Origin of the sequence: Saccharothrix sp. ALI-22-I (genome assembly GCF_001984175.1) — a bacterium.
Taxonomy (GTDB): domain Bacteria; phylum Actinomycetota; class Actinomycetes; order Mycobacteriales; family Pseudonocardiaceae; genus Actinosynnema.
Map to the genome: position 1 here is coordinate 239,280 of NZ_MTQP01000060.1, position 22,280 is coordinate 261,559.

Here is a 22,280-nt window from a genome sequence, read left to right on the forward strand (position 1 = left end):
TTTCGGATATAAGATCGGGGGAATGTCGTCTCGACCCCCGGATAAGGCAGATGCTAATGATCGTCGGACGCGCGCGTTTTCGCTTAAAGCGGTGTCTCGCGCCTTGACTCGGCGCGTGACACCGCCTGGTCGGCTTCGGGCACGGCGGGGCGGGAATCTGCAAGCCGCGCCCGATCGGGGAGGTTTCCACCGAGGCGATCGGTGTACCGGGTCGGGAAGAACCGTCTCGGCTGCTCCGGACTCGACGGACGCCCGCCTTGCGGCCTGGAACGCAGGCGTCCGTCGAGCGCGACACGAACCGGACCCGGTCCGCTGCGCTACTGCACGGCAGCGCACCTGCCGCGGCCTACGTATGGATCCAGCCGAAGAACAAGTAGCCGGTCAGGGCGTCGGCGTTCTCGGTGGGAACATCGACGGTGCCGCCGACGATCCGTCGCGAGGCGGACGAGCCGGACCCGAGGTAACGCCGCGGCTCCCTGTCGAACACTCCCGTGACTCCGTAGACGATCTTTTCGCCTGCGGTCAGCTTGCCTTCCATGGCCGCGGCGACGGCCGCGTCCTGGTCGACGTAGCCGGTCGGCAGCGGAGGGACGGGCATGTCGAACCAGGTGCGGCGCCCTCCCCGGACCGGAATCGCTCCGGCCGGGCCGTCCGCGTCAGCGATGCGCGGATCACCCGCGTCGATCATCCGGTGGGCCAGAGCCTCCGCGTCGGCCAACGTCATCGGTTCGTCGACGACGACCACGAACGTGTCCTTTCCGGCGACGGTGTCGGCATCGCCGTCGTGCAGGTCCTCCTCGACGGCCCCTTCGAACGCCTTCCGTACGTTCTCGCCGGCGAAATAGAAGGAAAAGGGCTCGCTACCCATAGTGCAAACTCGTCTCGTTGTGGTCTGTCGAATGTGATGCTTGCAATCTATTGCGTTGGTGTGGCGCTGGCCGGCGGTTACCGTCGGACCGCAGGACGAATGTCGCTTCACCGGTCGGCAACAGCTGTCCACGGTCGACAGGGCACCGTCCGATTGTGGTGCGATCGGATCGCCACAACCGGACGGTGCACTTTCGGACTATCCCCTGCCTGAAGGATCGGTGACATCTGCCGTGCACCGAAGGAAATCTTCACCTGTAGGCGGAACCGATCAGGCCACTGCCGACTCGTTGTCGTCGGCGGGATCCTCGACGTCGGTGGTGTGACTCCAGCGACAAATGGCGGGCCGAAGACAACAGAGCTGCGTCTGGTGCGCTGTTCCCAACGGCAGATGGAGGGGTGATTGGCGTAGAGGCGCGTCTGCCGACGGCTGCGGCGTGTGGGCCGAGCAGGGGAGAGGCGGTCGGCGTGGTGTGCCGTCGGCTCCGGCGTGGATCGCGGAGCCGACGGCAGGAGTTCTATGCGCCGCTTTGGTCGGCGGCCTCGTCGGCAGTTCGGGCGGACCGAGCGGCGGCGCGCACGTCGTTCTCGGTGACGACCTTGCCGTACCGCTCGACCAGATACCGGATCTGAGCATCCAATCCCTGGTTGTTGACTGAGCTGGCTGCGGCACTGAATCCGTCGTGGACGAGGTCATCCAGATTGACGGGGTCGACGCCCGGTTGTTCGGCGAGGGCGATCAGACGGTCGGCCGCCGCGGTTGTCACCGTGATGTCGTCGTCTCCCGGCTCACGGTCGAGGTCGACCAGCCACCGGGTGCCGGTCCCGTCGACGAGTTCCACCACGGGCCCGGTGCTGTCGCGGACGTAGTGCCACATCGCTTCGGCCGCCTCGCGTGGGCTGTCGAACAACTCCAGGTCCCACTCGATCACTCCCGAGTAGGAGCGTGGCCGATCGTCGGTCCGGCGGTCGGTCGCCGTGGACTCTTGGTCCTCGGGCGTGGCGGCGGCCGGCGCGAGCACCGGCGCGGCGGGCGCGTCGGCGTCGGCCTGCTCGTTGGCACGCGACGTTCCGGCGGCGGCGCGCTCGGCGGGAAGGACGGTGTCCTGCCCACTTCCGGGCCTGTTCGAGGGTGACCGGCGCGTGGCGACCCTGGCGGCCGGCTTCTCGGCGTCGTCGACGGCGGGGAACGGCAGTACGCAGAGCGGGAGTCCGTGGCGATTGCCCTCGACGGCTGTGAGTCGGTGAAGGTCGGACGGCAGGTGGTCGCGGTACGCGAACGCGCGGGCGAGGTAGGTGCGGGCTTCCTCGACGTCGACGTCGTCCGGGTGCCGGTACGGGTCGAGCACCTGGTCCTCGCCGTCGAGAAACACGCGGTCGATCAGTGGTTCGCCGTCCGTGCCGTAGTACGAGCCGAGGTTGAGCAGCACGGCCGACGCGGTGGGGTGAGCCTGGCGAAGCGCCCGGCCGGCGGCGTGGACGCAGGCGTCCACGTAGGCCGTGATGGCATCGGTCGCTGCCTCCCCTGCCAGGTCGATCGCGGAGCGGAGGTCGTCGTTCATGGTGGAGTCGTCTCCCTGCTGGAGTGATTCGGTCGGGTTCCGGAGCGGGGCGTCGCCCCGACCGGGGATTCGGGTCCGCGTGCGCGGCCTCTGCGTGAGCACCTGGTCGGTTCTGAAGCCGGTGCTTCTGCGAAACCGGTTCGCGTCGTTCGGTGGATGGCCGGGCTGTCCCACGATGTCGGGTCGGATCGTCGTGGGACAGCCCGGTGGGCGTGGTCTGGCTGCGCAGTCCGGATGCCGGGGTAAGCCGGGCCACCGAGGTCACCTCGCGCACGCTTTTCGGGACCGGGCGGACACCGACCAGGTAGCGGGCGTCGGTGTCCCGTACGTGCTGCCCGGCCTCATGCGGATCGGTGACGCGCACGACCACCTTGTGGTGGTGGTCGTCCTGGCCTGCCGGCAACATCGGTGCCCTGGTGTGGCGGGCGAGGCGCTCGGTCGCCTCCATCACCCGCCCCCGATGCGGCGGCGGTACCTCACCCGGCGATCTCAAGCGCCAGATAGCGCTGGGAACCGCCGACTGTCACTGGGAGGCAGTGGTGGTTGTGAGATTCAGGCGTGCGGTGTTCATCTGCACCCATTTCGCTTCGAACGAGGGGCGCTGCTTGTTCGCCACGCCTTGCGGCACGATGACGTAGAGGACTTCGACGGCCGGGTAGAGGATCGGCTCGCCCTCGCCCTCGCCCTCGGCCGCGCGCCGCTTGCGCCACACCCGGTCGATGCCGAACCGGTCGGTCTCCACCGCGCCCTTGCCGCGCTTGAGCAGCGTCAGCCTCATCTGCGCACGGGTGCCGGTAGCCCTGGTGCGGACGCTGCGCCACGCCTGTCCCTTGAGACGGGGGTCGTGGCCCTTGGCGTCGAACCCGCGGCGGATCTCCATCAGACTCCAGGTCTCGCAGGCGGCGATCCGGGCCTGTGCGATCCGCAGCGCCTCCAGGTCGTTTTCCGCCGCCAGGTCGAAAGCCGTGTCGTCCACCCCGAAGGCCCCGATCTTGGGATTGAGGGCCAGGCTGACGTACTCCAATTCGATGGCATCGGCCCCGGCCTCGGGGAATTCACGCCACCGGGCGATCAGTTCGGGCCTGCTACCTGCGATGGCGCCGGTGAACGGGCACATTGTGCAGCAACTCCTCCTGGGCGCTTCCTTGAACACGAATTTGAGGTAGGCGGCGCTTTTCTCTCGGCTGAACCCCCAGTTGATGAGGGGATATGCGGGGGTGCACGGGACAATCTTCCGGCTTCCCCTCCTCCTCTTCTCGTTCTTCTTCTCCTTCTCGCGTCGCGCTTCCCTGTCGCGGTCGGCCCGGAACTGCTCCTCGGCGGCGAACCCGACAACGTGCGTGTAGCCGGGGTCGATGTGGTCGGCCACCCACCAGTCGATGACCTGACCTTTTGCCCTGTCCGAACACCACCGCATTTTTTTCCTGACGCTCGGCAGGGTTCCGGCTTTGCGCAGTTCGTACGACAGTCGCCACGGGCCGCGCATGTGCATCCGCCGCGGTGATCTGCTGTCGTCGAGGACCACGTATCCGTGGCGGGCCAACTGGCCCGCGCGGGCGATCTGCACATATCGAATCCGATTGCGCCGCATAAGCGGCAGGACATGCTTCTCCATGTACCGGCGCGTATAGTCGTGCTCTTCGCCGGTCATGGCGGTCACAACCACAAGGTCACGAAGGTCGAAATTGCGGGTGTCCGGGTTGAGAATCCAGCGCACGAGCAGCGCGATGGAGTCTATCCCCATTCCCAGCGACAATACGACCTTCGGTCTCTGGAAGCCGATCGCCGCGGCGACGCGGCGCCTGACGGCACGCAGGGTCGTGGTCACGTGTCGATCGCCTCGGCGTGGTGGTCGCGGTCGAAGTGGCCGCTGTCGACGCAGCGGCACGGTCCGTACCACCGCCGGGTGTGCTGGGTCCTCATGGTCGAAGACACGGTCATGCTCCTGGGGAATCGGTTGTCGGGTCCGTGTGGGACACCGGGGCGTCACCCCCGGTGTCCCACAAGATCAATCTATCGTTTCTGCAGATGGGAGGTTGTTCGTTAGGTGCGGGGCGGGGCGCCGCGCCCGTGGTGGGGCGGCGGCCCGCGCTTCCCGACGGACGGTCAGCCGTGTCGACGCCTGTCCGCACGGTCGCGGCGAAACCGCGCCAGTTGCTCGTCGGCCTGGCGCTGGAGCTCGCTCAAGCGCCGACCGCCGAGCTTGTTGCGGTCGGCGGTGCTGTTGGCCGCCATGCCGACCGGCGCGGGTCCCAGCACGGCCAGGCGGTCGTCCAGGAACTGGGAGTGCCACCCGGCACCGACGATCCGGTCTTCGGCCGGGAAAACGTCGGCGACCCGGTCCCGGTCGAAGTCGATGAGGTGGTCTTCCTTGCCTCCCAGAGAGAACACCCACAACAGGTTTGCGGGTGGGTCGGGCTCGACCAAGCGTCGGAAGCGCGAGACCTCCTTGGTGTAGTGCAGTAGAAGGTCACGTCGGCGGCGGCGCGGATGATCCGCAGCCATGCCTCCAGATATTCGTCGCTGAAAAAGTCCTCTGCGTCGTGGATCCTCACCCAACCGTCGGCGAGGATCGGCAATCGGACGTCGGCCTGCATCGCCGTTTCCCAACCGGCCAGGTCGTCCATCACGAATGTCAGGCTCCGCTGATGGGCCGCCCGCACGTTCGGGATGTTGTAGGTGCCTCGCAGGGCGTAGCAGATTTTTTTGCACTCGCCCGCCATCGGACAGGTGTTATAGGGGCGGCCGTCGGGTAGGCGGCCCGCGAATGCCGGAAGCGTCCAGTTCCACACGCCCTGTTTTTTGAGGCGGGTGTTCTGGGTCAGCAGACGCGGCTTCGTCCCGGTGTTCCTTTGTTTACCGTTTGCCGGTCGGCGTCCGTTGCCTTTCACGGTGGATCAGGCCCTTCGGATGCGACATCGAAGGCCGTGGGCCGTCGCGTCGTTCGGGTTGTCGGGTTCGTGTCGATCGGCAGGCGTCACCCTGCGGTCTCGACAAAACCAACCTACCGACTATCCGCATTCACGGTTGACGGTAGCCACAGTCCGTCGATAATGCGTCGACCGGGGGGCGGAAACAGTGTCGCCCGTCCGTCGGAGGGCAATCCGGCGGACGGGCGTCGGTGTGAACGTTATTTCGAGTGTTGTTGTCCTGGGCGAACTCGACGCGGTCGCCGACACCGGCGAGGACACCGCGTCAGCCCGGTTCCGCGCGGTCGCGTCGCTCGGAACCGGTCGACCTCGGTGTCGAGGTCATCGCAGAGTCCGTCCGCGACGAGCCGGTCCGGGACGTTCGGGCGCGTGCCGTCGATGAGGAACCGACACCCGTGCCCGGCCCAGGCCGTCGATCCCTGTGTCGCGTGCGGGCCGATGGGAAGCGTCGCCGTTGTGGTGTTGTGCGCCGTTCGCTTCCGTCGCGCCGGTTGGCTTCGCAGTGGCGGGCCGTTCACCGCGGCGACGGCTCCATGGGTGGGCTTTCGGCCTCGGGCAGGAGGATTCGGTAGAGGGCGGTGTGGCCGGGATGGGAGCCGAGGTCGGTCGACTGCCACCCGCTTTGCTGCTCGGGGGAGGCGTGGTCGGCCGCGGCGAGCAGTCCGCGCTCGAGGGCCTGGCGGTGTTCGGGCCAGGCCGTGGGCTCGGGCGGTGTTGCCGCGCCGGTCTCGCCGGCGTTGCCCTGGGCGGACCAGAGCACGATGCCGGTGGTGGCGCGGACCAGCAGCAGGGTGATCCCGCCGCCGTGCTGCTGGTCGATCCAGGCTCCGGCGTCGACGACGATCTCCGCGGCGTCGGGCCAGACGGTGCGCAGGTGGCGGGCCGCGGTGGTCAGGTGCGCGCGGGCCTCCACCTCGGCGCCGATGTGGGCGGCGGTGAGGATGGAGTGCCCGACGACGTCGAGGGCGGGGGTGGCCATAAGGGGCTCCTTTGTGGAATGCGGGTCGGTGTGGCGGCGTGCGTCCAGGTCGAAGGGGTTGGGCAGTCGGGCGAGGAGGCGGCGGAGCCCGCCGGTCGTGTCCGGTGTGGAGCGTCGTGCTCCACACCGGACGTCGCGGGCGGGTCAGGCCGGTGGATCGGCCGTGTCGCCGTCCGACCGCCCGTCGTGCTCGGTTGTGTGGGTGGCGAACCAGGTGGCGATCCTGTCCTTGTCCCATGTCCATTCCGGTACAGGGCGCGGGTCGCACGCTGGTGTCGGGTGCACGGGTTCCCCCCGGTCGTTGACGGGGACGGCCAGCGTGCGCTGGTCGCGGGAAGTGCCGAGTTCGGGCTGAAGGTAGGCCAGCAAGGGCTGACGACAGGTGGCGCACTCGATGAACTCGTTGGCCCGGCTGCCGCGATGAGGGCGGTCGCCGAAGGCGAACTTCCAGACCTTCCTGGCGTTGGCCTTGGGGATGGACGGTTCGTCGGCGGACCGGCCTGTGCGCCTGGGCGGCATGGTCGACCTCTCTTCTGCGGGCAGGGGCAGTCCGATGGCAGGCGTCGACGGGGACCCGAGAGGAACGCGGGTCACGAGGTGGTGTGGACTATCGGGTGAGCGCTGCCCGACCACTCAGGATGCGGCCGACGACGGGGAACGTGCGCGCTGCGGGGTCGAACTCGTCCTGGTCGATGACCAGCCCGCACTCGGTTCCGTCAGGAAGGTCTCCGTTGCACCGCAGCAGTGACTTCCACACACCCAGATCGGGCTCGACGTCCTCGCCGCGCTCATTGATCGGGTAGAACCCAAGGCTGCGGGCGTAGTTGCCGCAGAGGCACTGCGGACCGTCCTCGCCGGCGATCGTCTCGGGCACCAGGATGCGCACCACCGGTTTGCGGCGTGTGCCGTCGTCCCACAGGACGGTCGCCCGCAGCGGGGTGTCGAAGGACTTGCGCGGCTCGCCGACGACCGTGCCGCACCGGCTCGCTTCGCAGTAGTGCCGGACGCGGGTGTCCAGATGGGTGCACGTCACGGCGCGCACGCGCATTCCGAGGGTGATGGTGAAGGTCATGGTGGGGCCTCCCGTGTTGTGCTGATGGGGAATGGGGGCACGCGACTGCGTCGCCGAAGTCGCGGTCGACGCGGGCCGGGTTGGTGATGTCACCGGGCGGGCCGATCAGCCGCGGCCGGTACTTCGACCGGGGTGGTGCGTCCGTTGGCGTAGAACCACGAGCGCAGTTCGGCGAGGCGTACGTGCGGACGCGGGCCGCCGAGCCCGAGAACGGCGACGGGGTCGATGCGGAGAGCTGGATGGAGGCGCACGGTGCCCGGCGACCGGTCGTCGGAGGTCGACGTCCGCAAGCCGGACCGGTGCGGCGTTCCGCCGGATACGGCCGGGCACGGCGCACTGACGGCACGCGTCGAGCTCGGCCGCGTTGACGAATCCGCATTCCTGGCATCGCCACGGCGCGGGGCCGGTCGCCTCGGGGCCAGTGCAGTCGGGAGCGCCTCGACAAGATCCTCGACACCCCAGTCCTGCATCCTGTCGTCACCCGGCCGCGAGGGCCGCGCGGAACGGCGGGTGGCGCCGCTCGATGTCATCGGCCACGGCGAGCCTGAGCACTCGGGCCGACGTAGAGCCCGGCGGCATGCGCACCATCCGGAACAGGCGGTCAGCGCGCCGTCCGTGGCCGCGACCATCGGCGCGACCACGCCGTCGCCCTGGGTTTCGGCCAGGCGCAGCAGCAACAGGCCGCTGCGGGCACGTCCATAAAAGCTGATGGGTTTCATGTGTTGTATTCCGTCGGGCCGGAGGTCGGCATTCTTCGCGTAATTCGACCGATTCGACCGATGGCGAGATGCCGCTGTTTTCCAGGAACCCTACGGGGTCAGGAGAAAAACTTCTGACGCTTAACGTTCGACGCTAACTTGCACGTCACCACGCCTGCGCGGTCGCGGGCTGCGGCGAGGTAGGGCGATGAGTCGACGCTTCCGGCCCGGAACTTCGGTACCGCTCGGCGTGGCCGAGGAATGAGTGATGCGTCGACATGCAATGCGGGTAATGCGCTGGGGGCACGATCGGCGCGTCGTTCGCCGGGCCCAGGTTTACATAGTGCGCGAGACACATTTGGCGAAAGCCGTGACGTGCGCGGGCGGGGTGGTCGTGTCGGCCGTCGACGGAAGCGCCGGTCCGTCTCGGGTCCCGTGTGTCCGGTACCGGGATCAGGGCGGTGGCGGCCTGATCCCCCGCCGGGCTAGCCGGCCAGGGGTCATCGACCTCGGTCGCGGCGACCGGTGTGGTCCGACAGGGCCGCCCTGGAGGCCCGAACTGCCCTGTCGCTAGACTCCGGATCCTCGGCAAGCTTGAAGCAGCTTCCGCCGGTTCCGGTGTACGCACCGGTGCGTGGTTTCTGTCGGACTGCGTATACGGCTGTGAAGCGCTCGCTTGAGTTTGTCGGGTTCGAAAGGCGTGGGGTGGTAGGCCGGGCAGTCAAGCTCTCGTGCAGAGCTGCCGATCCTTGTGGTCGGCGCCCGCGGGAGAAGTCGACACAAGGGGCAACCCAGGGGGTCGGCACTCGGCTCACTATCGCCACCCCACGCCGAACCTTCTCCCGGTCAGCTCGCCAGCGTGATGTGTGGCGCCCGGGGAATGCGGGTGGCGTCCACGGCCGGGCTGAAGTGGGCGATGACCACCGCGCACCACAGGGCCCAGGGGCCGGCCAGCAGCAGCGGCTCGGACTGCTGGAAGCGCAGGACGAGGTCGTCCTCGCCCGACTCCAAGCCGATGATGGTGTCGTAGTTGAACCGCCGCAGAGCGATCCGGCCGTCGTCGCGCACGACCTGGCACCACAAGCGGCGACTGGTCAGCACCGTCGTCCCCAGCCGCGCGTGCCGCGACTGGGGCGCGGCCTGGTGAAGCGCGCGCTTACGGTCCAGGGCGTTGAAGACCAGGGTGCCGAGGGTCCACCCCGCGACGAAGCTCGGGTCGCCGAAGGCCACGCCGGCGCGCTGCGGGTAGACCACGGTCGCGGAGTTCCAGCGGGCGAACCGGTCGATCTCGCCGGGACCGAACACCCCGAGCGCCACCTCGCCCGGTTCGGGCAGCAGGTCGCCCTGCGGCAGCGGCCGCGGGGTGGCCTGCATGCTGCTGCCCGCCAGCAGCTGCCGGTGCAGGTCCACCGCCGCCTGGCGGGCCGTGATCACCGAAGTCGGGACGATGGTTTTCACCGCGGGGTACTCCTCTCCACCTGATCGGTGCGGTCGACGTGCCGAGGCGATCACCGTACCGGTCGGGTCCGACAGGACCACCCGATCCGGTGATGACGTGCGGTCTCACGGCTGCCCGACGGTCTGGGCTGTGGCCGGCGGAGTCGACGAAGACCCGTGTCGCGGAACAGGTTGGGCGCCTGGTGGAGTTCACTCGCCCTGGCAGCCGCGACACGGAAGGCACCCTGGTGCGGTTGAGCGTGCCCGGACAGGAGACACGGACCAAGGTCCTGGTGATGTGCGCAGGGTGCGTCCCCGAGGTCGATTCCGGCCGGACGGAACCCGACATGATCGGCGAGGTGCCGACATCCACATGAGCGGGACCGGCCGCGGCCAGCCCCGCCGGTGGAGCTCCGGTCGAATGGACCGATCTGCGTCCGGTCGTCGGCGACGACCGGACGCCCATTCCCGACTGCGCCCTGGACCAGCTCGTCTCGATCGAAGGGAAACCAGGACTGGAACCTCGGACGACGACCCCGGTGCCGGCGGTCGGACTCGACGACGCCTCGGCGGGCCCGGAGCGCCACCGGGCAGTCCCGGCGACGCCGGAAGGCATGTGCGCGCGGCTTGTGGTCGGGTGCCGGCACGCGACTTGCGACCGCAACGACCTTGACGGTCACTGTAGGTGATCATCTCGGCGTTGTCCGGGGTTGATCATGGTGTTGTGGGCAGGACACGTCGTCGAGGACTCGACTATGCCGCCGAGATGACGCACAGTGGCAGTGCTGGCTGGTCAACATGCATGATCGGTCGCGCGCGGTTCGGGGGAATCGCGTTGTCGATGTCCGGGGGGACTGAAGAAGCATGCTCATCACACGATCCCGCACAGCTGTGCAGCCCGAGTTCGATCACGCACTGGATACGTTGAGTGACTGGGTGCGGGACAGCGACTCGTTCACCGAGGTGGTCGGCAGGTGGGCCGGAACCCCGGTGCAGTACGTGCCGCTGCACCAGGAGATCCGCGCACTGGAGCTGTCCGATCTGGCCGACGCGGACGACCTGGGGATGCGGCTGGGCACGCAGGCACGGCTGCGCGACGGCCGGTTGCAGATCACGGCCTGGGGCGAGGATGTGGTGTTCGCGCGCGTGTCCGCGACCATCGCGCAACACCGCCTGCCGCCCGAGGTCCGCAGGCAGCTGGACGAGACGGACCTGCCGCTCGGCGCCATCCTCAAGCGCAACCAGGTCCGCCGACACACGCTCAAGATCACGCGGCCGGACCAGTACACCGAGCGTGACAACCCGCCCCTCATGCAGGTCAGGGCACTGCTCACCCTGGTCGGCAGGCCGATTGCGGTCGTGCGGGAGACGGTGCACGAGAAGCTGATGCAACACCGCGCGACCGACCCGCGCACGGAGCTGCGGTTCGCCTGATGCCCCGCCTGCCCAAGAACTTCACCATCACCGGTGTGTTCATCGAGAGTGCGACCGGCTGCTCTCTGGTGCCCACCGGCAGAAACTCCGCGGTCCCGGCCGACTTCCGGGCGCACGTCCAGGTGACCGACCCCGCGGTGGCCGTGAGCGTCGGCATCCACGTCGATGTCGAAACAGGCCCGCGGGTGTACGAGCTGTCGGTGCGGTCCGCTCGGTCCGGGCCGGTCACCACCACCGTGCTGCGGCAGGTTTTGGTCGACCAGGTGCTCCGGGCCGCGATGGCGGAGGCCGCTGTCGACGTCGGGCCCGGGGTGCTTGCCGCATTGGTCGAACCCACTGTCGACCCGCGACTGCGTCCCGGTCTGCGGCGCGAGGACCTGCCCGATCTGGATGCTGCGACGGCGGCCGAGATCTACTCGGCCGCCGTCGCAGCGGGAAGTCCTCGGCCCGGCATCGTGGTCGCCTCCCGGATGAACCGCTCGCGCAGTCAAGTTGCCCGCTACATCAGGCGGGCCCGGGAACTGGGCCTGCTGCCGCCGCTGCGACGCGGTGCCGTCACCAGTCCCTGACCCTGTCGACGACCTGGGGGCCGGTACCGCGATCGCGGTACCGGCCCCCAGGCATGCTTCCGTGATCAGTCGACGTGGGGGGCGGCGGTCGGGTCGAAGAACGGCACCACGTCGGCCGCGCCCTGTGTGAAGCGCTCCCTCACGATGCCGATCGCCCGGTCGAGTTCGGCGCTCAACGTCGTGGCGCTGTACCTGGTGGCCGGGGTGCTGAGGACGACCACCTTGGGTGCGGTCGCCATGAACCCCAGGTCCACGTCCACGCCGTGGTCGGCCTTGAGCAGGCGCGCGGCGCGCAGCGTCGCGGTGTAGCCCGAACGCTTGAAGTAGTAGACGGACAGGTGCGCCATCGGCCGGTAGCCGTCGGCGTCGGGCTCGCCGACGAACCAGCCCACCAGCGTGCCCCGGGTCTCATCCTTGCGGTAGGCGGGCTCGCCCATGGGCGTGTTCTTGGTGTCGAAATCGGTTCCGCTCATGGTGACCTTATCCTGAAACAGTCGCTGTCGGGTTCGGTCGAATTCGGGGTGTCAGTCCGTCGTTCGACATTTGGAAAGTATCGCGATTCGCATCTTCGTGCTGGCGGCTGAAAATTTGCGGCAGGCGGTATGGAGCGGTGTGGTCTCGCCGAGGTCCACCGCCACCGCTGCGCTGGCCTGGGCACGCGCGTGCCTCATGGCGGGGATCCGCGAGCGACACCTACGACCGTCGCACCGGGGTCGTCCGATCCCACGGCAGGGTCGAAAGCGGTGGCGGCAGGTGCTTTGCGGCGGCGATCACCTGGGCCATCGACGCCGCCGTGGTGAACGTGGTACCGGTGCGGATCTCCGCGTCGAGGTAGTCGGCGGCCAGCTCGGGCACCAGGTAGGCCGCCAGCGCCCAGTTGTCGAAGCCCGCGCCGAAGCACATCGGACAGCTGACCCGGTCGACGTACTGGTAGGCCCAGTGCCAGGGCAGGCGGGAGTGGCGGATCTCGTCCCAGACCTCGCTGGCCGTCCAGTGGAACACCGGCAGCCAGCGATCCACCTCCCGGCGACCATGAGGGATCCCCTTGCGTTCCTCCCTTCCCGGGTCGGCGGGCCCGGTCCTGGTCGCCGGTCGCGCGGGTTTGGCCGTCAGCGGCGTCACCCTCCAGTTCGCCGGATCGGGAGCGAAGACCGTTTTCATTTTGCGCTTCGCGGACTCCTCGGCCCGGATGCCGACACAGTTGAGGATGCACAGGCGGTGATCTGGTGCCGGGTCGGCCTCGTTGACCAGGCGCGTGATCAGCGTGGTGACCGGGGAAATCTTCAAATCGGAGGTGCACCAGCGCGCTCCACCAGACGGCCAGGACACAGCCTTGCCGCCGGTCTTGCCCTCGGCGCGCCGGCGGGCATTCTTGTCCAGCACGTATTCCAGTAGATCCCCCTTCTCGCGGCGCACCACCTCGAATCGCACGCCGAGCATTCCGGCCTGTGCCTCCGCATACTCACGTGTCTGTCCCCAGACGACCCGGCCCAAGTCTGCATAGACCGCTACGATGCGGGACCTGGGAACGCCGAGGGCATCGGCCAGCGACACCACGTAGAACAACATCGCCTCGGAATCCTTGCCGCCGCTCAGATTAATGACAATCCACTTGTAACTCGCCAGGTCCGGAACGACGGTCTCGTGAAAGACTTCCGAGTCGTTGTCGTGGAACAACGGAAGCGTGCAACGCTTGGCGTCGATTCTTGCCAGTCTTGACACTGCGGCGGGAAGCCGCTCCAGAATTTCCGTCGCGTGAACGAGTCGCATAGGCGAGGTCACGACTATCTCCTCTGACATGCTTTTCAGAAGCGGGAAAGAAGATGGACTTTCCGTGCATGCGGAAACTATCGGAATTCGCCAGGGCGCGCTGTTGTCAAAGAGCCGTGGGCGGATCGTCCCTCGTCGCGACGCAGGACCGCATTCCCTGCGGCGTGCACCACGCCAACAAGGCGAAGTCAGCGTGCGAGCCAGTCGCGATGCCGCCACAGCGACGGTGCTCCAGTGGCTCGTGGCGGTGGTCAACGGCGCCGAACCAGGGACTCCTGGCGGGCGGCCGTCGACGGTCCGCGAGGTCGTCATGACCGGAAGCGCTCCAGGACGCGCAGCCAGTAGTGGATGTCGGCCAGCTTGATCGCATCGGTGTCCCACGCCTCGTGCAAGGCGAGGAAGGTGGGCGGCGCGTTCTCGGTGCAGCAGGGGTTGATGTCCCAGCGGTTGCGTTCGATGTCGGTGCCGTAGACCGACTTCAGGTGACGCAGTCCGCCGATGAACGGAACAAGATCCCCGTCAACGACGTCGAGGATGAGGCGCACGTGGTCGCGGATGTGTTTGCGCCCGCGGCCGTCCTCGTCCCACAGCACGGACCTCAAATACGGGCCGATGGCGGGACACTTCAACACATGGTCGTTGCACGTCGCGGTGCACTCGGCGTACACGATTTCGCCGTCGGCCAACCACTGGTCCAGCATCGCCGGACTGGCGATGATGCCCGTTTCCCGGCGGTCGTCGTCCCTTGCGTAAAGAACGCTCACGGCGTGCTGTACATGGATTCCCCGCTTGTCGCAGAGGCCCCCCGCCACGCATTCACAGAGCTGGAGCGGCGGGTTTTCGGGCAAGTCCATTCGATACCTCCAATGGCGAATCGGATGTCCGGACGACAAGAGGTGCCGCGACCGGGTGAGAAGAACATATGTATTCGGCGGATTCCGTGCGGCTGCTTAGCTCGGCCTGCCGGTAGAGGCGTGTTCCGGACTTCCGTGCCCGGCCCCGGAGTGGTGCTCGCCTGTGTTGTTCTGTGCACGTCATGTCTTGTCGACCTGCGTTCGGGGCGGCCTGGTGGCCGTGGACGGCAGGTGCGTCGTGGGTTCCGGGCGGCCCTGGTCAGATGTAGTCGACCTCGACGTGAGTCGAGACCGGGGTGCGGCAGGCGAGGCAGATGAACCCCAGGTGCTCGAAGTTGATGTCCTGCAGGCTCACCAGCATCGAGTCGGGACCTGTGGCCTCCATCGGGTTGAAGCGGATCGCGATGTCGACTTCGTGCAGTTGGTTACGGGCGCCGCAGGCGGGGCAGACCAGGACGCCGTCGTGGATCCGGGTCGCGGGAGGTTCCACGTCGGCTTTCGTGGTCGCGAACTCGGCGCGCACGAGGTCGGTCAGGTTCTCGGGCATGGACGGTCTCCTCGGATGGTGCTGCGCAAGGTGTTGGGGGTGGAGCGGACGGGTCGGGTCGGTCGCCGACCCGACCCCGGAGCACGTGGGCTACTCGAAGGACCAGCAGAAGAAGGACCAGCCGGTGCGGGGTCCGCCGTCCTGGTCTGCGACCGGCAATGCCGCGGCGATGCTGTCGAAGTGGTCGTTCCAGCGTTCGCCGGTGTGGAGGGGAGTGGTCTTGATGCGGCGGGCGAGCAGCCGCATGAACTCCGATTCGCCCGGCGGGTGTCGATCACCTGGAGCGTGTCTTGCGGGCAAGGTGCCGGTGTCGTCCCCGCCGTTGTCGTCCACTGCCTGCGTGCAGGCAGTGGACGCCTTCTGCATGTCCGGCTCGGCCTGATGCGCCGCGACCCGGACCACGCCCATCAGCGGCGAACGTCTTCGACTGTGACGTTGTCTGCGGGAGCCGTGGCGATCTCGCCGCGCCATGCCACGCCCGTGGCGTACTTCAGGTCGCGGGCGTGCCCTCGCCAGCGGGGCAGCCACCGGTCCATCAGCGTGTCGCGGGCCGCGTGGTCGCGGCCCGCGACGCGGTCCGCCAGGTGCGAGGTGATGATCTGCTCGATGGAGAAGGGGGAGTGCTGGAACACCGACCAGTCCAGCACCAGCACGCCGGTGCGGTGACGGAAGCGGCCAGTGCTCCCCGGAACCGTGCCCACCAGAACGGCGGTCCCCTCCGGGAGGTCGTAGGGCAGGCCCCGGCGCAGGGCCGGCAGCGCCGCCCTGCTCTGGGCGATGTACCAGCGGATCAGGGTGGCGGCGTCCGCGCGGTCACGCCGCAGGTAGAGCCGGCCCGACGGGGGCTCGGTCGACTCGATCGCCGGGCCGCGCCCGTCGACCAGGTGCAGTTCGTACATCGAGCCGAGGAGGAAGAAGCGCTCGCCGTCGACGAGCGTCTTCACGGCGGGGGTCCGGGCTGCGCGCAGCCGACCGCCGACCGCCGCTGCGATCTTGTCGCGGTGGCCGCGCACGAACTTCGCGACGTCGAGGGCCGGGGTGTCGTAGGGGATCGTGACGACCAGGCGGCCGTCGAACTCCACGTGGAACCCGATCCGTCGCCGATTCCGGTCGCGCACCACCGCGTAGACGATCCAGTCGGGAAGACCCAGAAGGTCGATCAGGGCGTAGTAATAGGCCACGGGGGCCAGTGGGTCGTGTTCGATTGCGGGCATGTCCGCCTCTCAGGTGTGCATGGGGTTTCGTGAACGGTCGGATCTTTCTCGCGGCCGTGTTTCCCGTCGCGGAAGCGGAACGGGTATGTCGCGAGAACAGAAGGGCAGGTGAATCCGGGGGCGGATTCCGCCTGAATTCGTGTGCCGTGGTGAACGTAACCCAAACCCTTGAATCGCGTTGTCGGGTATTTCCGGCGGTTCGGCGTGGCTTCCGCGGTCGCGCGTGGCGGGATTCCGCAAGGGACCGGGGCTGCTCGTGCCCGCCGCGGTGGTGTGAGGTCGTCGAGTCGGGCGCCTCGTTCGGGGCACGGGCGCGGGGCAGGAGGGCGCGGCGGCCGTGAGCCGGTCGTCCGGGGAGGGACGTCGACGGCGTCGGCGACGGCACGCTGGCCCTGCTGGTGCGCGGTCGGTGGTAGCCGGGGCGCGCACGAGCGGTCTGCCGTTCGGTTCGGGCGGGCCGCCGTCGAGGACGACCCGGTCGGTCAGCCGTCGCCGTGCGTGCGGATGTGGTCGAGGTACCGGCGTACCCGCGCTTCCCTGGTCGCGATGTCGGTGATCGGGTAGTCGAGGGCGGCCCGCGGGTGCTCCAGGCTGTCCACCGGCTCGGCGAGCTCCCCGTACCGCCACACGTCCTGGGATGCGACCAGGAACGCCACGGCCCCCACATCCGTGATCCCGGTGTCGATGATCAGCCAGTGGCTGTTGTCGGCCTGTCCCGTGGGCGTGATCGCCGCCTCGTGGTCGATCGCCATGCCCAGGATCAAGCGCCGACGTGCTTGGTGCCCGTCCTCCATGAACCGGCCGAATTGCCGTGCCGCCTCGTGGTCGTATCCGGCGGGATGGATGCCGGCGTCGTCGCCGTCGAAGGTGTCGACCATTCCTGGTGCCGCCTTTGTTTCACGGCGCGCTTCGACGCGCGCAATCGGAAAGGAGTCGTGTTCGGCCGCGCTGTGCGAAGTCGTGCGGCGGAACCGGGATTCGCGGGGGATTTCATCCCGCAGGGCGGACGTTATCGTGGAATCCGGTATGGCGTCGGGTGCCTATTCGCCGGGGCGGCGGGAGGCGGATCGTTGCCGAGCCTGTTTCTGTCGCCGCACACGCCGAAGGTCCGCGCCGGCGAGCGCGGACCTTCGAGGTGTGCGGATGTGGAGGTTGTGTGCCGGTGTGGGTGGTCAGCGCAGCAGTACCGGGGCGCCGGCCGGGACGGTGCGCAGCGCGTCGCGCAACGGCTCCGGGACGTCGACGCAGCCCCCGGAGGTCCGCGGGCCCAGCGGGGAGGTGTCGGGCAGGCCCGGGACACCGATGCCGCCCACGGGACTGCTGCACAACCGGCCGGCGGGCACGACCAGCGGCCACAGCAGGGTCAGCAGCCACGAGGTGTCCTCGCGTGCGGCGCCGATCGCGACGAACGTGCGGACCGCGCCACCCGCGGGCGGCGGCGTGGTGGTCGAGGACAGCCTCACGCGGCCGACGTCGGCCAGCACGGCGACGCTGCCGGCCGCCCGGTCGATCACGACACGACGGTCGACCTCGGCCAGTTCGACGCCCTGGTCCAGGTGCACCCAGCCCGCCGCCGCCGCACCGTCGGCGTGGGGGCGTGCGGGCAGCAGTACCAGCGCCCAGCCCGGCCGGCGTTCGACCACCGGCACCCACGTCGGGGCGAACACCTGGGTCGCGGGCAGCCGCGCGAACGCCGGCCCGCCCGGCTCGCGGTACACCACCGCCTCCCGGACCGGGTGCAGCACCGTGGTGCCCGGATCGGCGGTCGGCGCCGGGTCGACCAGCGCCCCGGGCACCTCCAGGCCCACGATCGCCGGGGGCAGCGCGGCCTGCTGCTGAGTGTCGGGCACGACCGGCTGCACCCCCGCGGGCGACTGCGCGACCGGGGACGGCGTTCGGGCCCGCGTCGCCGGCGGCGTGCTCGTCGGACTCGACGGGCTCGCCGCGGCGGCCTCGCCCCGCGTCGGGGCCGGCGGCTCGGTCTCCCGACCGAGCACGAACCCCGTGAGCAGCACCAGCACCACGGCAGCGATCCGCAGCGCGAGCCCGTCGCGCCGCGCGAACCGGCGCGCCGTCCACATCAGATCGGCCAGCCACAACCGTCGGCCCCGCAACGGTTGCAGCGGGCGGGTGACCTCGGGTTCGGTCTCGGGAACGGCCACGGGGTCCGGGTCGAGGACGGTCACCGAGACCACCGCGACCTCACCGGACACCGCGTGCACTACCGGGTCGTCGCGGCCGGTCACGGCGTGCCCGAGGCGATCGCCGTGGACACCTGCGTGGCGATCGCGCACGGGTCGGCGGCGAACCGGTTCTGGGTGACGGTGACGCCGGCGATGCCGTTGGCGAGCGTGAAGATCGTCGCGCAGGACGGCACGTCGCTGCGGTCCTTGTAGGAGCGGATCAGGCCCTTCTTGCCGGCGAAGTCCGCGTCGCGCGCGTTGGTGCGGTTGACCGTGTCCAGCGAGACGGCGCCGGGCTGGGCCCAGAACACGGTGGTGAGGAAGACCTTGCCGAGCTGGCCCGTGCCGGTCTGGCCGTCGGTGGTGGCCTGGGCCTGTTCGTTGTTGGTGTAGCGGCAGGCCACGGCGAACTTGTCCTGCGGGCCGGGGGTGAGCAGACGCGGCGCGGTGTCCCCGGGGTGGCGGACCTCGGCGGGGAACGCCGCCCACTGGGTGTCGGTGTCCTGCGCGGTGTTGATGTCGCAGGGGTCGAACGGTGCGCTCACGCTCGCCGCGTCGGGCGGGGTGTCCAGATCGCCCAGCCGGACCGGGGCGTCCTTACGCTGCTCGGGCTTGTCGGTGCTCGGCGCGGCGACCTTGGCCAGGATCGTCTCCGCGGTGGCCTGCGCGGTGTCGCAGGCCGGGGTGTGGATGGTGACCAGCTGCACCAGACCGGGCGCGTCCTGCGAGGCGTTGTCGGCGACGATCGTGACACCCGGCTGCCACGGGAGCTGGACCGTGCAGTCGATGCCGCGCTCGGTGACGGCCGCCTTCTTCCCGGAGATCGTGGCCGTCGTGGTGCGCTGGCCCGGTGCGACCGTCGGGTCCTGGTCCACGCCGAAGACCACCTTCACGGCCTGGGCGCGGGTCTTCTCCTTGGTCACGCCGGCGGGCAGCCGCACTTCACAGGTGGACGGCGCGGTGGGGCGCAGCTGGGCGCCGGGCGCGGTCTCCACGACGGCGGCGACGGCCTTGCACGGATCCTGCCCCGCCAGCTCCAACCTGGGCGTGCTGCGGTCGCCGTCGCGGCGGGGCAGCTGCTTCCACTGCGCCGCGGTCGCGGTCACCCACTGCCGCGCCACGTCGCAGGCCGGCTTGGACGGCGCGGTGTCGCGGGAAGCTCCGGACTGCACGCGCAGCTCGACCGCGAACAGACCTCGTGCCTCGTCGGACATTCCGAGCTGTTGGTCGACGTCGGCGGCGACGGTGCAGTTGCGGTCGCCGTCCTCGGCGGGCTGCTCGACGAACACCGCCACACCGTCCAACGTCTCCTGCTTGGCCTCGTTGCGGCGCGCCTGGTCGAACTCCGCACCCGGCTCCAGGTAGAGGTTGTAGGAGGAGGCGAAGTCGCCGGTGTCGATGCGCAACGTGCAGTTGCCCAGCCCGTCCTTGTCCGGCAGCAGCTCGTCTCCGGCGTCTTTGTCACCGAAGACCGTCGCCACCGCCGGGCCGTCGTAGAGCAGGCCGCACGCATCGACGCTGCGGAACTGGGCGTAGGCCGCAGCGGTGGCGCGGTGCTCCTCGGGCACCGCCGGGTCCACCGCGTCCGCGGCGGCGGTCGAGGACGCGGTGGGGCCCGGCGAGAACGCGCCGCCACCGGTGCAGGAGGACAGCGCGAGCAACGCGGCGCCGGTGATGAGCGCAGCCCTGAGTGGTGTGATCATTTCCTAACCCCCGGTCGGAACCTGACATGACGCGAGCCGCCGTTGTTCGGACAGCGCGAGCCGGCGCGGCGGCGGTTCGATCGCGGCTCGCGGTGCAGAGGCGGGACTCAGTTGGCGAGTGGCCCGATGGAGGAGCCGGTCGTGATCGACGGACCGCGGTCGGGGGATTCGGGTGTCGACCCGCTCCACAGGGACATGGCCAGCGCGAAGGCGAGCACCAGGGCCGCGACCACGAGCAGGATGCGGCGCATCAGCCGCGTGACCTCGGTGTCGCGCGCCGGTTCCATCACCGGCAGGCGCGGTGCGTTCTCGGGCAGGATGTCGTTCAGTCGTCGCTCGTCGAGCAACCTCATGCCACGTCCCCCAACGCGGTCGACGGGTGCCGCGAAGGTGTTTCCGCCGCCGTCACCCGCATGTCGAGCCGGCATCCCCCGATGCCGCCTGGCGTTCCCCGCGAGCTGCTGGCGCGGTTCCCGGGACAGCCGCCAAACCGGACACTCAGCGTGTCTGACTCGGTCCAGTACTCCCTGTACTGAACGTGACTGGACTTTGCCTCATTCATCCGATCAAGTCAACGACCTGCGGAAACAACTACCGACGTCACGGCTCTTCGATACGCTCAGTTACATTTGTTGGTCCAGGTGATTGTGACAGCCAGCAATCAACGGTGAGTTCGGGCGGGTCCAAGCGGTTCTGGCGGCCATCGGCGTCCAAGTCGGTCCCGAGGACGCAAGCCGGTCGGGCACGGCGGTGAGCCGCGGCCCGCGAACTGGTAGTCGCGCTTCCGGAGCAGTACGTCGACGCGTCCGCCGCGTTCCCGGACGCGGCACCCGTCCTCGAGTTGACCTGCCCCTCGGGGGCGCTGTCGTGCTCACGCACAACACGTAGCAGCGCCGCATCCCCGCTCGGTGCGCCGTGCTCGTGCGGCTTGATCGGGGCGGCGGCTTCGGGGTGTGGGCGTCGAGCGCCATTCCGGGCTGTGAGGCGTAGCGGACGATCTGACGGCCTCGACCCGGAACTTTTGCCGTCTACCACGGATGTGCCGCAACTGGAGATGTTGCGTGCGATCTACCACGAGTTGAGGCATGGGCACGACCAGCTGGCCAGGAACGGCGGCGCTCTCGAGTACACGACGGTGATGGCCGACCTGGCAGCCCAGCCGGAGAAGGTCGCGTGGCACCTGGGCGACAGGTGAGCGAGTGCGCCAGCGGCGGCCGGTCACGGGATACCCCGCCGGCACCTGCGGGTTCTGCTCTGCGAGCAGGCATCGGACGCCGGCGGGTGCCGAGCCGTGCGCGGAGCGCCGCAGCCAGTCCTCGCTCAGCTTCCCCAGCACCACGCACGGCAGGCGGGTCCATCCGGCCAGTGCGGCGGCGGCGAGGTGGCGGTGTCCGTCTACGAGTTCGACCGCGCCGCCTCGGCCGCGGACGCGGTGCAGCAGCAGGGGGCGGCGCATCCCGCCGTCGTTGATCTCGTCGACGAGCCCGCCCAGGTCTCCCAGATCCCGGCCGGCGTTGCGGGGGTGGATCCAGATGGTGTCCCTGAGCGACAGCGTGACGTGGGCGCCCGGCGGCACGAGTCGCACGCGATGCACCCCCGCGACCTGCCGTCCGTAGGTCCACACCGGACCGAAGCGCAGGCGCAGTCCTCTTGGAACTGAATACCTACCTGCGCAACCACGGCGCACGAGTTCCGAGCTCCCGGAGTACAGGCACCCGATACGACCGTTTCCCGCACTTCTGCGGACAGGCGTATGGAACGCCCGATGTACTCGCACCGGCCCCGGTCCGGCGCCGGCGCATCGACCAGGTCGCTGCGGCAGGACGCGCGAGCCTCGGGTCGGCCAGTCGAAGCCACCCGAGGCAATACCCCGTCATTCCTCTCCGTTCTTTCTGTCCTTCCTGTGCCAGTAGAGCGCACCTACCACGAGAATCACGACAGCCGCGGCCGCGGAGACCACGATCGACGGAATGACCTGTTCAGGCGACGTCGGCACGGTGGTGATCATATTGAAGCCGAAGATCACAGCGAATGCGATCAGTGCGTTCTTCAGCGACTTGCAAAGGTTATCTTTCATCGGGTGAACCGGTTCTTCCGGTCAAATGAGCGGTTTTCACCCTCCGGTGTCCGACGACAGCTGTGTCGAATCGTCATGCACGAGCCGCGCCGCGCGTGCGGAGTACGACCAATGGAGTCGAGTTCGGCTCCAGTTCGGCAGGCAGCTCGCCATCCAAGTCGTGTGCGTAGCCGGGCGGCGTCTCGTCCTGCGCCAGCGACAACAACTGGACGGCCAAGCCGCGCAGACCGGCCGGATCACCCTCTATGGTCACGTGCCCGTCGCTGACCCGCACGGCCAGGAAGTAGGTATCCGGCCAGAGGCGCGCAAGCCCACGCTCTGCAGCGTATCTCGGCACGTCCAGGGTGACCTGGACCGTCGCAACGTCGTTTTCGTCCACGTCAC

At 69.0% G+C, this 22,280-nt stretch carries 24 protein-coding genes and 1 pseudogene; 4 read left to right on the forward strand and 21 right to left on the reverse strand.

Annotated elements, in window-relative coordinates; translation table 11 throughout:
• Positions 1-346 precede the first annotated feature (346 nt).
• The 9 genes and pseudogenes from ALI22I_RS20540 to ALI22I_RS20575 all read right to left on the reverse strand — a co-directional run bounded on the left by ALI22I_RS20540 (position 347) and on the right by ALI22I_RS20575 (position 9,566).
• A complete protein-coding gene (locus ALI22I_RS20540) occupies positions 347-868 on the reverse strand; it encodes a hypothetical protein (protein ID WP_077007151.1) in 522 nt (173 codons plus the stop codon).
• A 517-nt stretch (positions 869-1,385) separates the two neighbouring features.
• A complete protein-coding gene (locus tag ALI22I_RS20545; RefSeq protein ID WP_077007152.1) occupies positions 1,386-2,429 on the reverse strand; it encodes a hypothetical protein in 1,044 nt (347 codons plus the stop codon).
• Between the two features lie 523 nt (positions 2,430-2,952).
• A complete protein-coding gene (locus ALI22I_RS20550) occupies positions 2,953-4,257 on the reverse strand; it encodes a hypothetical protein (protein WP_077007153.1) in 1,305 nt (434 codons plus the stop codon).
• Positions 4,258-4,535: 278 nt separating this feature from the next.
• Positions 4,536-5,254, reverse strand: a pseudogene (locus tag ALI22I_RS55605) (GP88 family protein).
• 619 nt (positions 5,255-5,873) lie between these two features.
• Complete coding sequence (locus tag ALI22I_RS20560) at positions 5,874-6,338, reverse strand: hypothetical protein (protein WP_077007154.1); 465 nt, start codon at positions 6,336-6,338, stop codon at positions 5,874-5,876.
• A gap of 144 nt (positions 6,339-6,482) precedes the next feature.
• On the reverse strand, positions 6,483-6,857 hold the full coding sequence (locus tag ALI22I_RS20565) for a hypothetical protein (RefSeq protein WP_077007155.1): 375 nt from the start codon (positions 6,855-6,857) through the stop codon (positions 6,483-6,485).
• Between the two features lie 88 nt (positions 6,858-6,945).
• Positions 6,946-7,410 carry a hypothetical protein gene (locus ALI22I_RS20570; RefSeq protein WP_077007156.1) on the reverse strand — a complete coding sequence of 155 codons (465 nt, stop codon included), beginning with the start codon at positions 7,408-7,410 and terminating at the stop codon, positions 6,946-6,948.
• A gap of 89 nt (positions 7,411-7,499) precedes the next feature.
• On the reverse strand, positions 7,500-8,129 hold the full coding sequence (locus tag ALI22I_RS49420; protein ID WP_143532339.1) for a hypothetical protein: 630 nt from the start codon (positions 8,127-8,129) through the stop codon (positions 7,500-7,502).
• An 825-nt stretch (positions 8,130-8,954) separates the two neighbouring features.
• Positions 8,955-9,566, reverse strand: a complete 612-nt coding sequence (locus ALI22I_RS20575) for a hypothetical protein (RefSeq protein WP_077007157.1) — start codon at positions 9,564-9,566, stop codon at positions 8,955-8,957.
• Between the two features lie 915 nt (positions 9,567-10,481).
• Here ALI22I_RS20575 and ALI22I_RS20580 point away from each other — a divergent pair.
• Positions 10,482-10,979 (forward strand): hypothetical protein, encoded by a 498-nt coding sequence (locus tag ALI22I_RS20580; RefSeq protein WP_179118293.1) that lies wholly within the window; start codon positions 10,482-10,484, stop codon positions 10,977-10,979.
• On the forward strand, positions 10,979-11,548 hold the full coding sequence (locus ALI22I_RS20585; RefSeq protein ID WP_077007159.1) for a hypothetical protein: 570 nt from the start codon (positions 10,979-10,981) through the stop codon (positions 11,546-11,548). The genes ALI22I_RS20580 and ALI22I_RS20585 overlap by 1 nt, the downstream gene beginning before the upstream one ends.
• A gap of 65 nt (positions 11,549-11,613) precedes the next feature.
• Here ALI22I_RS20585 and ALI22I_RS20590 read toward each other — a convergent pair whose 3' ends face one another.
• From ALI22I_RS20590 to ALI22I_RS20635, 10 genes are all read right to left on the reverse strand, one after another.
• Positions 11,614-12,021 carry a hypothetical protein gene (locus ALI22I_RS20590; protein ID WP_077007160.1) on the reverse strand — a complete coding sequence of 136 codons (408 nt, stop codon included), beginning with the start codon at positions 12,019-12,021 and terminating at the stop codon, positions 11,614-11,616.
• A 220-nt stretch (positions 12,022-12,241) separates the two neighbouring features.
• Complete coding sequence (locus ALI22I_RS20595; RefSeq protein ID WP_179118294.1) at positions 12,242-13,330, reverse strand: phosphoadenosine phosphosulfate reductase domain-containing protein; 1,089 nt, start codon at positions 13,328-13,330, stop codon at positions 12,242-12,244.
• A gap of 296 nt (positions 13,331-13,626) precedes the next feature.
• Positions 13,627-14,172: a hypothetical protein gene (locus ALI22I_RS20600; RefSeq protein ID WP_143532341.1), complete on the reverse strand. Its 546-nt coding sequence runs from the start codon at positions 14,170-14,172 to the stop codon at positions 13,627-13,629.
• Positions 14,173-14,431: 259 nt separating this feature from the next.
• Complete coding sequence (locus ALI22I_RS20605) at positions 14,432-14,719, reverse strand: hypothetical protein (RefSeq protein ID WP_077007163.1); 288 nt, start codon at positions 14,717-14,719, stop codon at positions 14,432-14,434.
• A gap of 90 nt (positions 14,720-14,809) precedes the next feature.
• Positions 14,810-15,127: a hypothetical protein gene (locus tag ALI22I_RS20610; protein ID WP_077007164.1), complete on the reverse strand. Its 318-nt coding sequence runs from the start codon at positions 15,125-15,127 to the stop codon at positions 14,810-14,812.
• Positions 15,127-15,933: a YgjP-like metallopeptidase domain-containing protein gene (locus ALI22I_RS20615; RefSeq protein ID WP_077007165.1), complete on the reverse strand. Its 807-nt coding sequence runs from the start codon at positions 15,931-15,933 to the stop codon at positions 15,127-15,129. The genes ALI22I_RS20610 and ALI22I_RS20615 overlap by 1 nt, the downstream gene beginning before the upstream one ends.
• A gap of 482 nt (positions 15,934-16,415) precedes the next feature.
• Positions 16,416-16,811, reverse strand: a complete 396-nt coding sequence (locus ALI22I_RS20620; RefSeq protein WP_077007166.1) for a hypothetical protein — start codon at positions 16,809-16,811, stop codon at positions 16,416-16,418.
• A gap of 294 nt (positions 16,812-17,105) precedes the next feature.
• Positions 17,106-18,179, reverse strand: a complete 1,074-nt coding sequence (locus ALI22I_RS20625) for a hypothetical protein (protein ID WP_143532342.1) — start codon at positions 18,177-18,179, stop codon at positions 17,106-17,108.
• Entirely contained in the window at positions 18,176-19,819 is a 1,644-nt protein-coding gene (locus tag ALI22I_RS20630; RefSeq protein WP_077007168.1) for a hypothetical protein, read from the reverse strand. Before ALI22I_RS20630 ends, ALI22I_RS20625 begins: the two co-directional genes overlap by 4 nt.
• Before the next feature lie 107 nt (positions 19,820-19,926).
• Positions 19,927-20,172, reverse strand: coding sequence for a hypothetical protein (locus tag ALI22I_RS20635; protein ID WP_077007169.1), 246 nt, complete (start codon positions 20,170-20,172; stop codon positions 19,927-19,929).
• A gap of 701 nt (positions 20,173-20,873) precedes the next feature.
• On the opposite strand from ALI22I_RS20635, the gene ALI22I_RS53795 reads away from it, so the two are divergent.
• Together ALI22I_RS53795 and ALI22I_RS53800 are read left to right on the forward strand one after the other, a co-directional pair.
• Positions 20,874-21,014, forward strand: coding sequence for a hypothetical protein (locus ALI22I_RS53795; protein ID WP_238598478.1), 141 nt, complete (start codon positions 20,874-20,876; stop codon positions 21,012-21,014).
• Between the two features lie 192 nt (positions 21,015-21,206).
• Positions 21,207-21,479, forward strand: a complete 273-nt coding sequence (locus ALI22I_RS53800) for a hypothetical protein (protein ID WP_238598479.1) — start codon at positions 21,207-21,209, stop codon at positions 21,477-21,479.
• Positions 21,480-21,692: 213 nt separating this feature from the next.
• Here the strand turns inward: ALI22I_RS53800 and ALI22I_RS20645 are convergent, their stop codons facing one another.
• Together ALI22I_RS20645 and ALI22I_RS20650 are read right to left on the reverse strand one after the other, a co-directional pair.
• A complete protein-coding gene (locus ALI22I_RS20645; RefSeq protein ID WP_077007171.1) occupies positions 21,693-21,896 on the reverse strand; it encodes a hypothetical protein in 204 nt (67 codons plus the stop codon).
• Positions 21,897-21,969: 73 nt separating this feature from the next.
• Positions 21,970-22,275 carry an Imm32 family immunity protein gene (locus tag ALI22I_RS20650; RefSeq protein WP_077007172.1) on the reverse strand — a complete coding sequence of 102 codons (306 nt, stop codon included), beginning with the start codon at positions 22,273-22,275 and terminating at the stop codon, positions 21,970-21,972.
• Between the last annotated feature and the right edge of the window lie 5 nt (positions 22,276-22,280).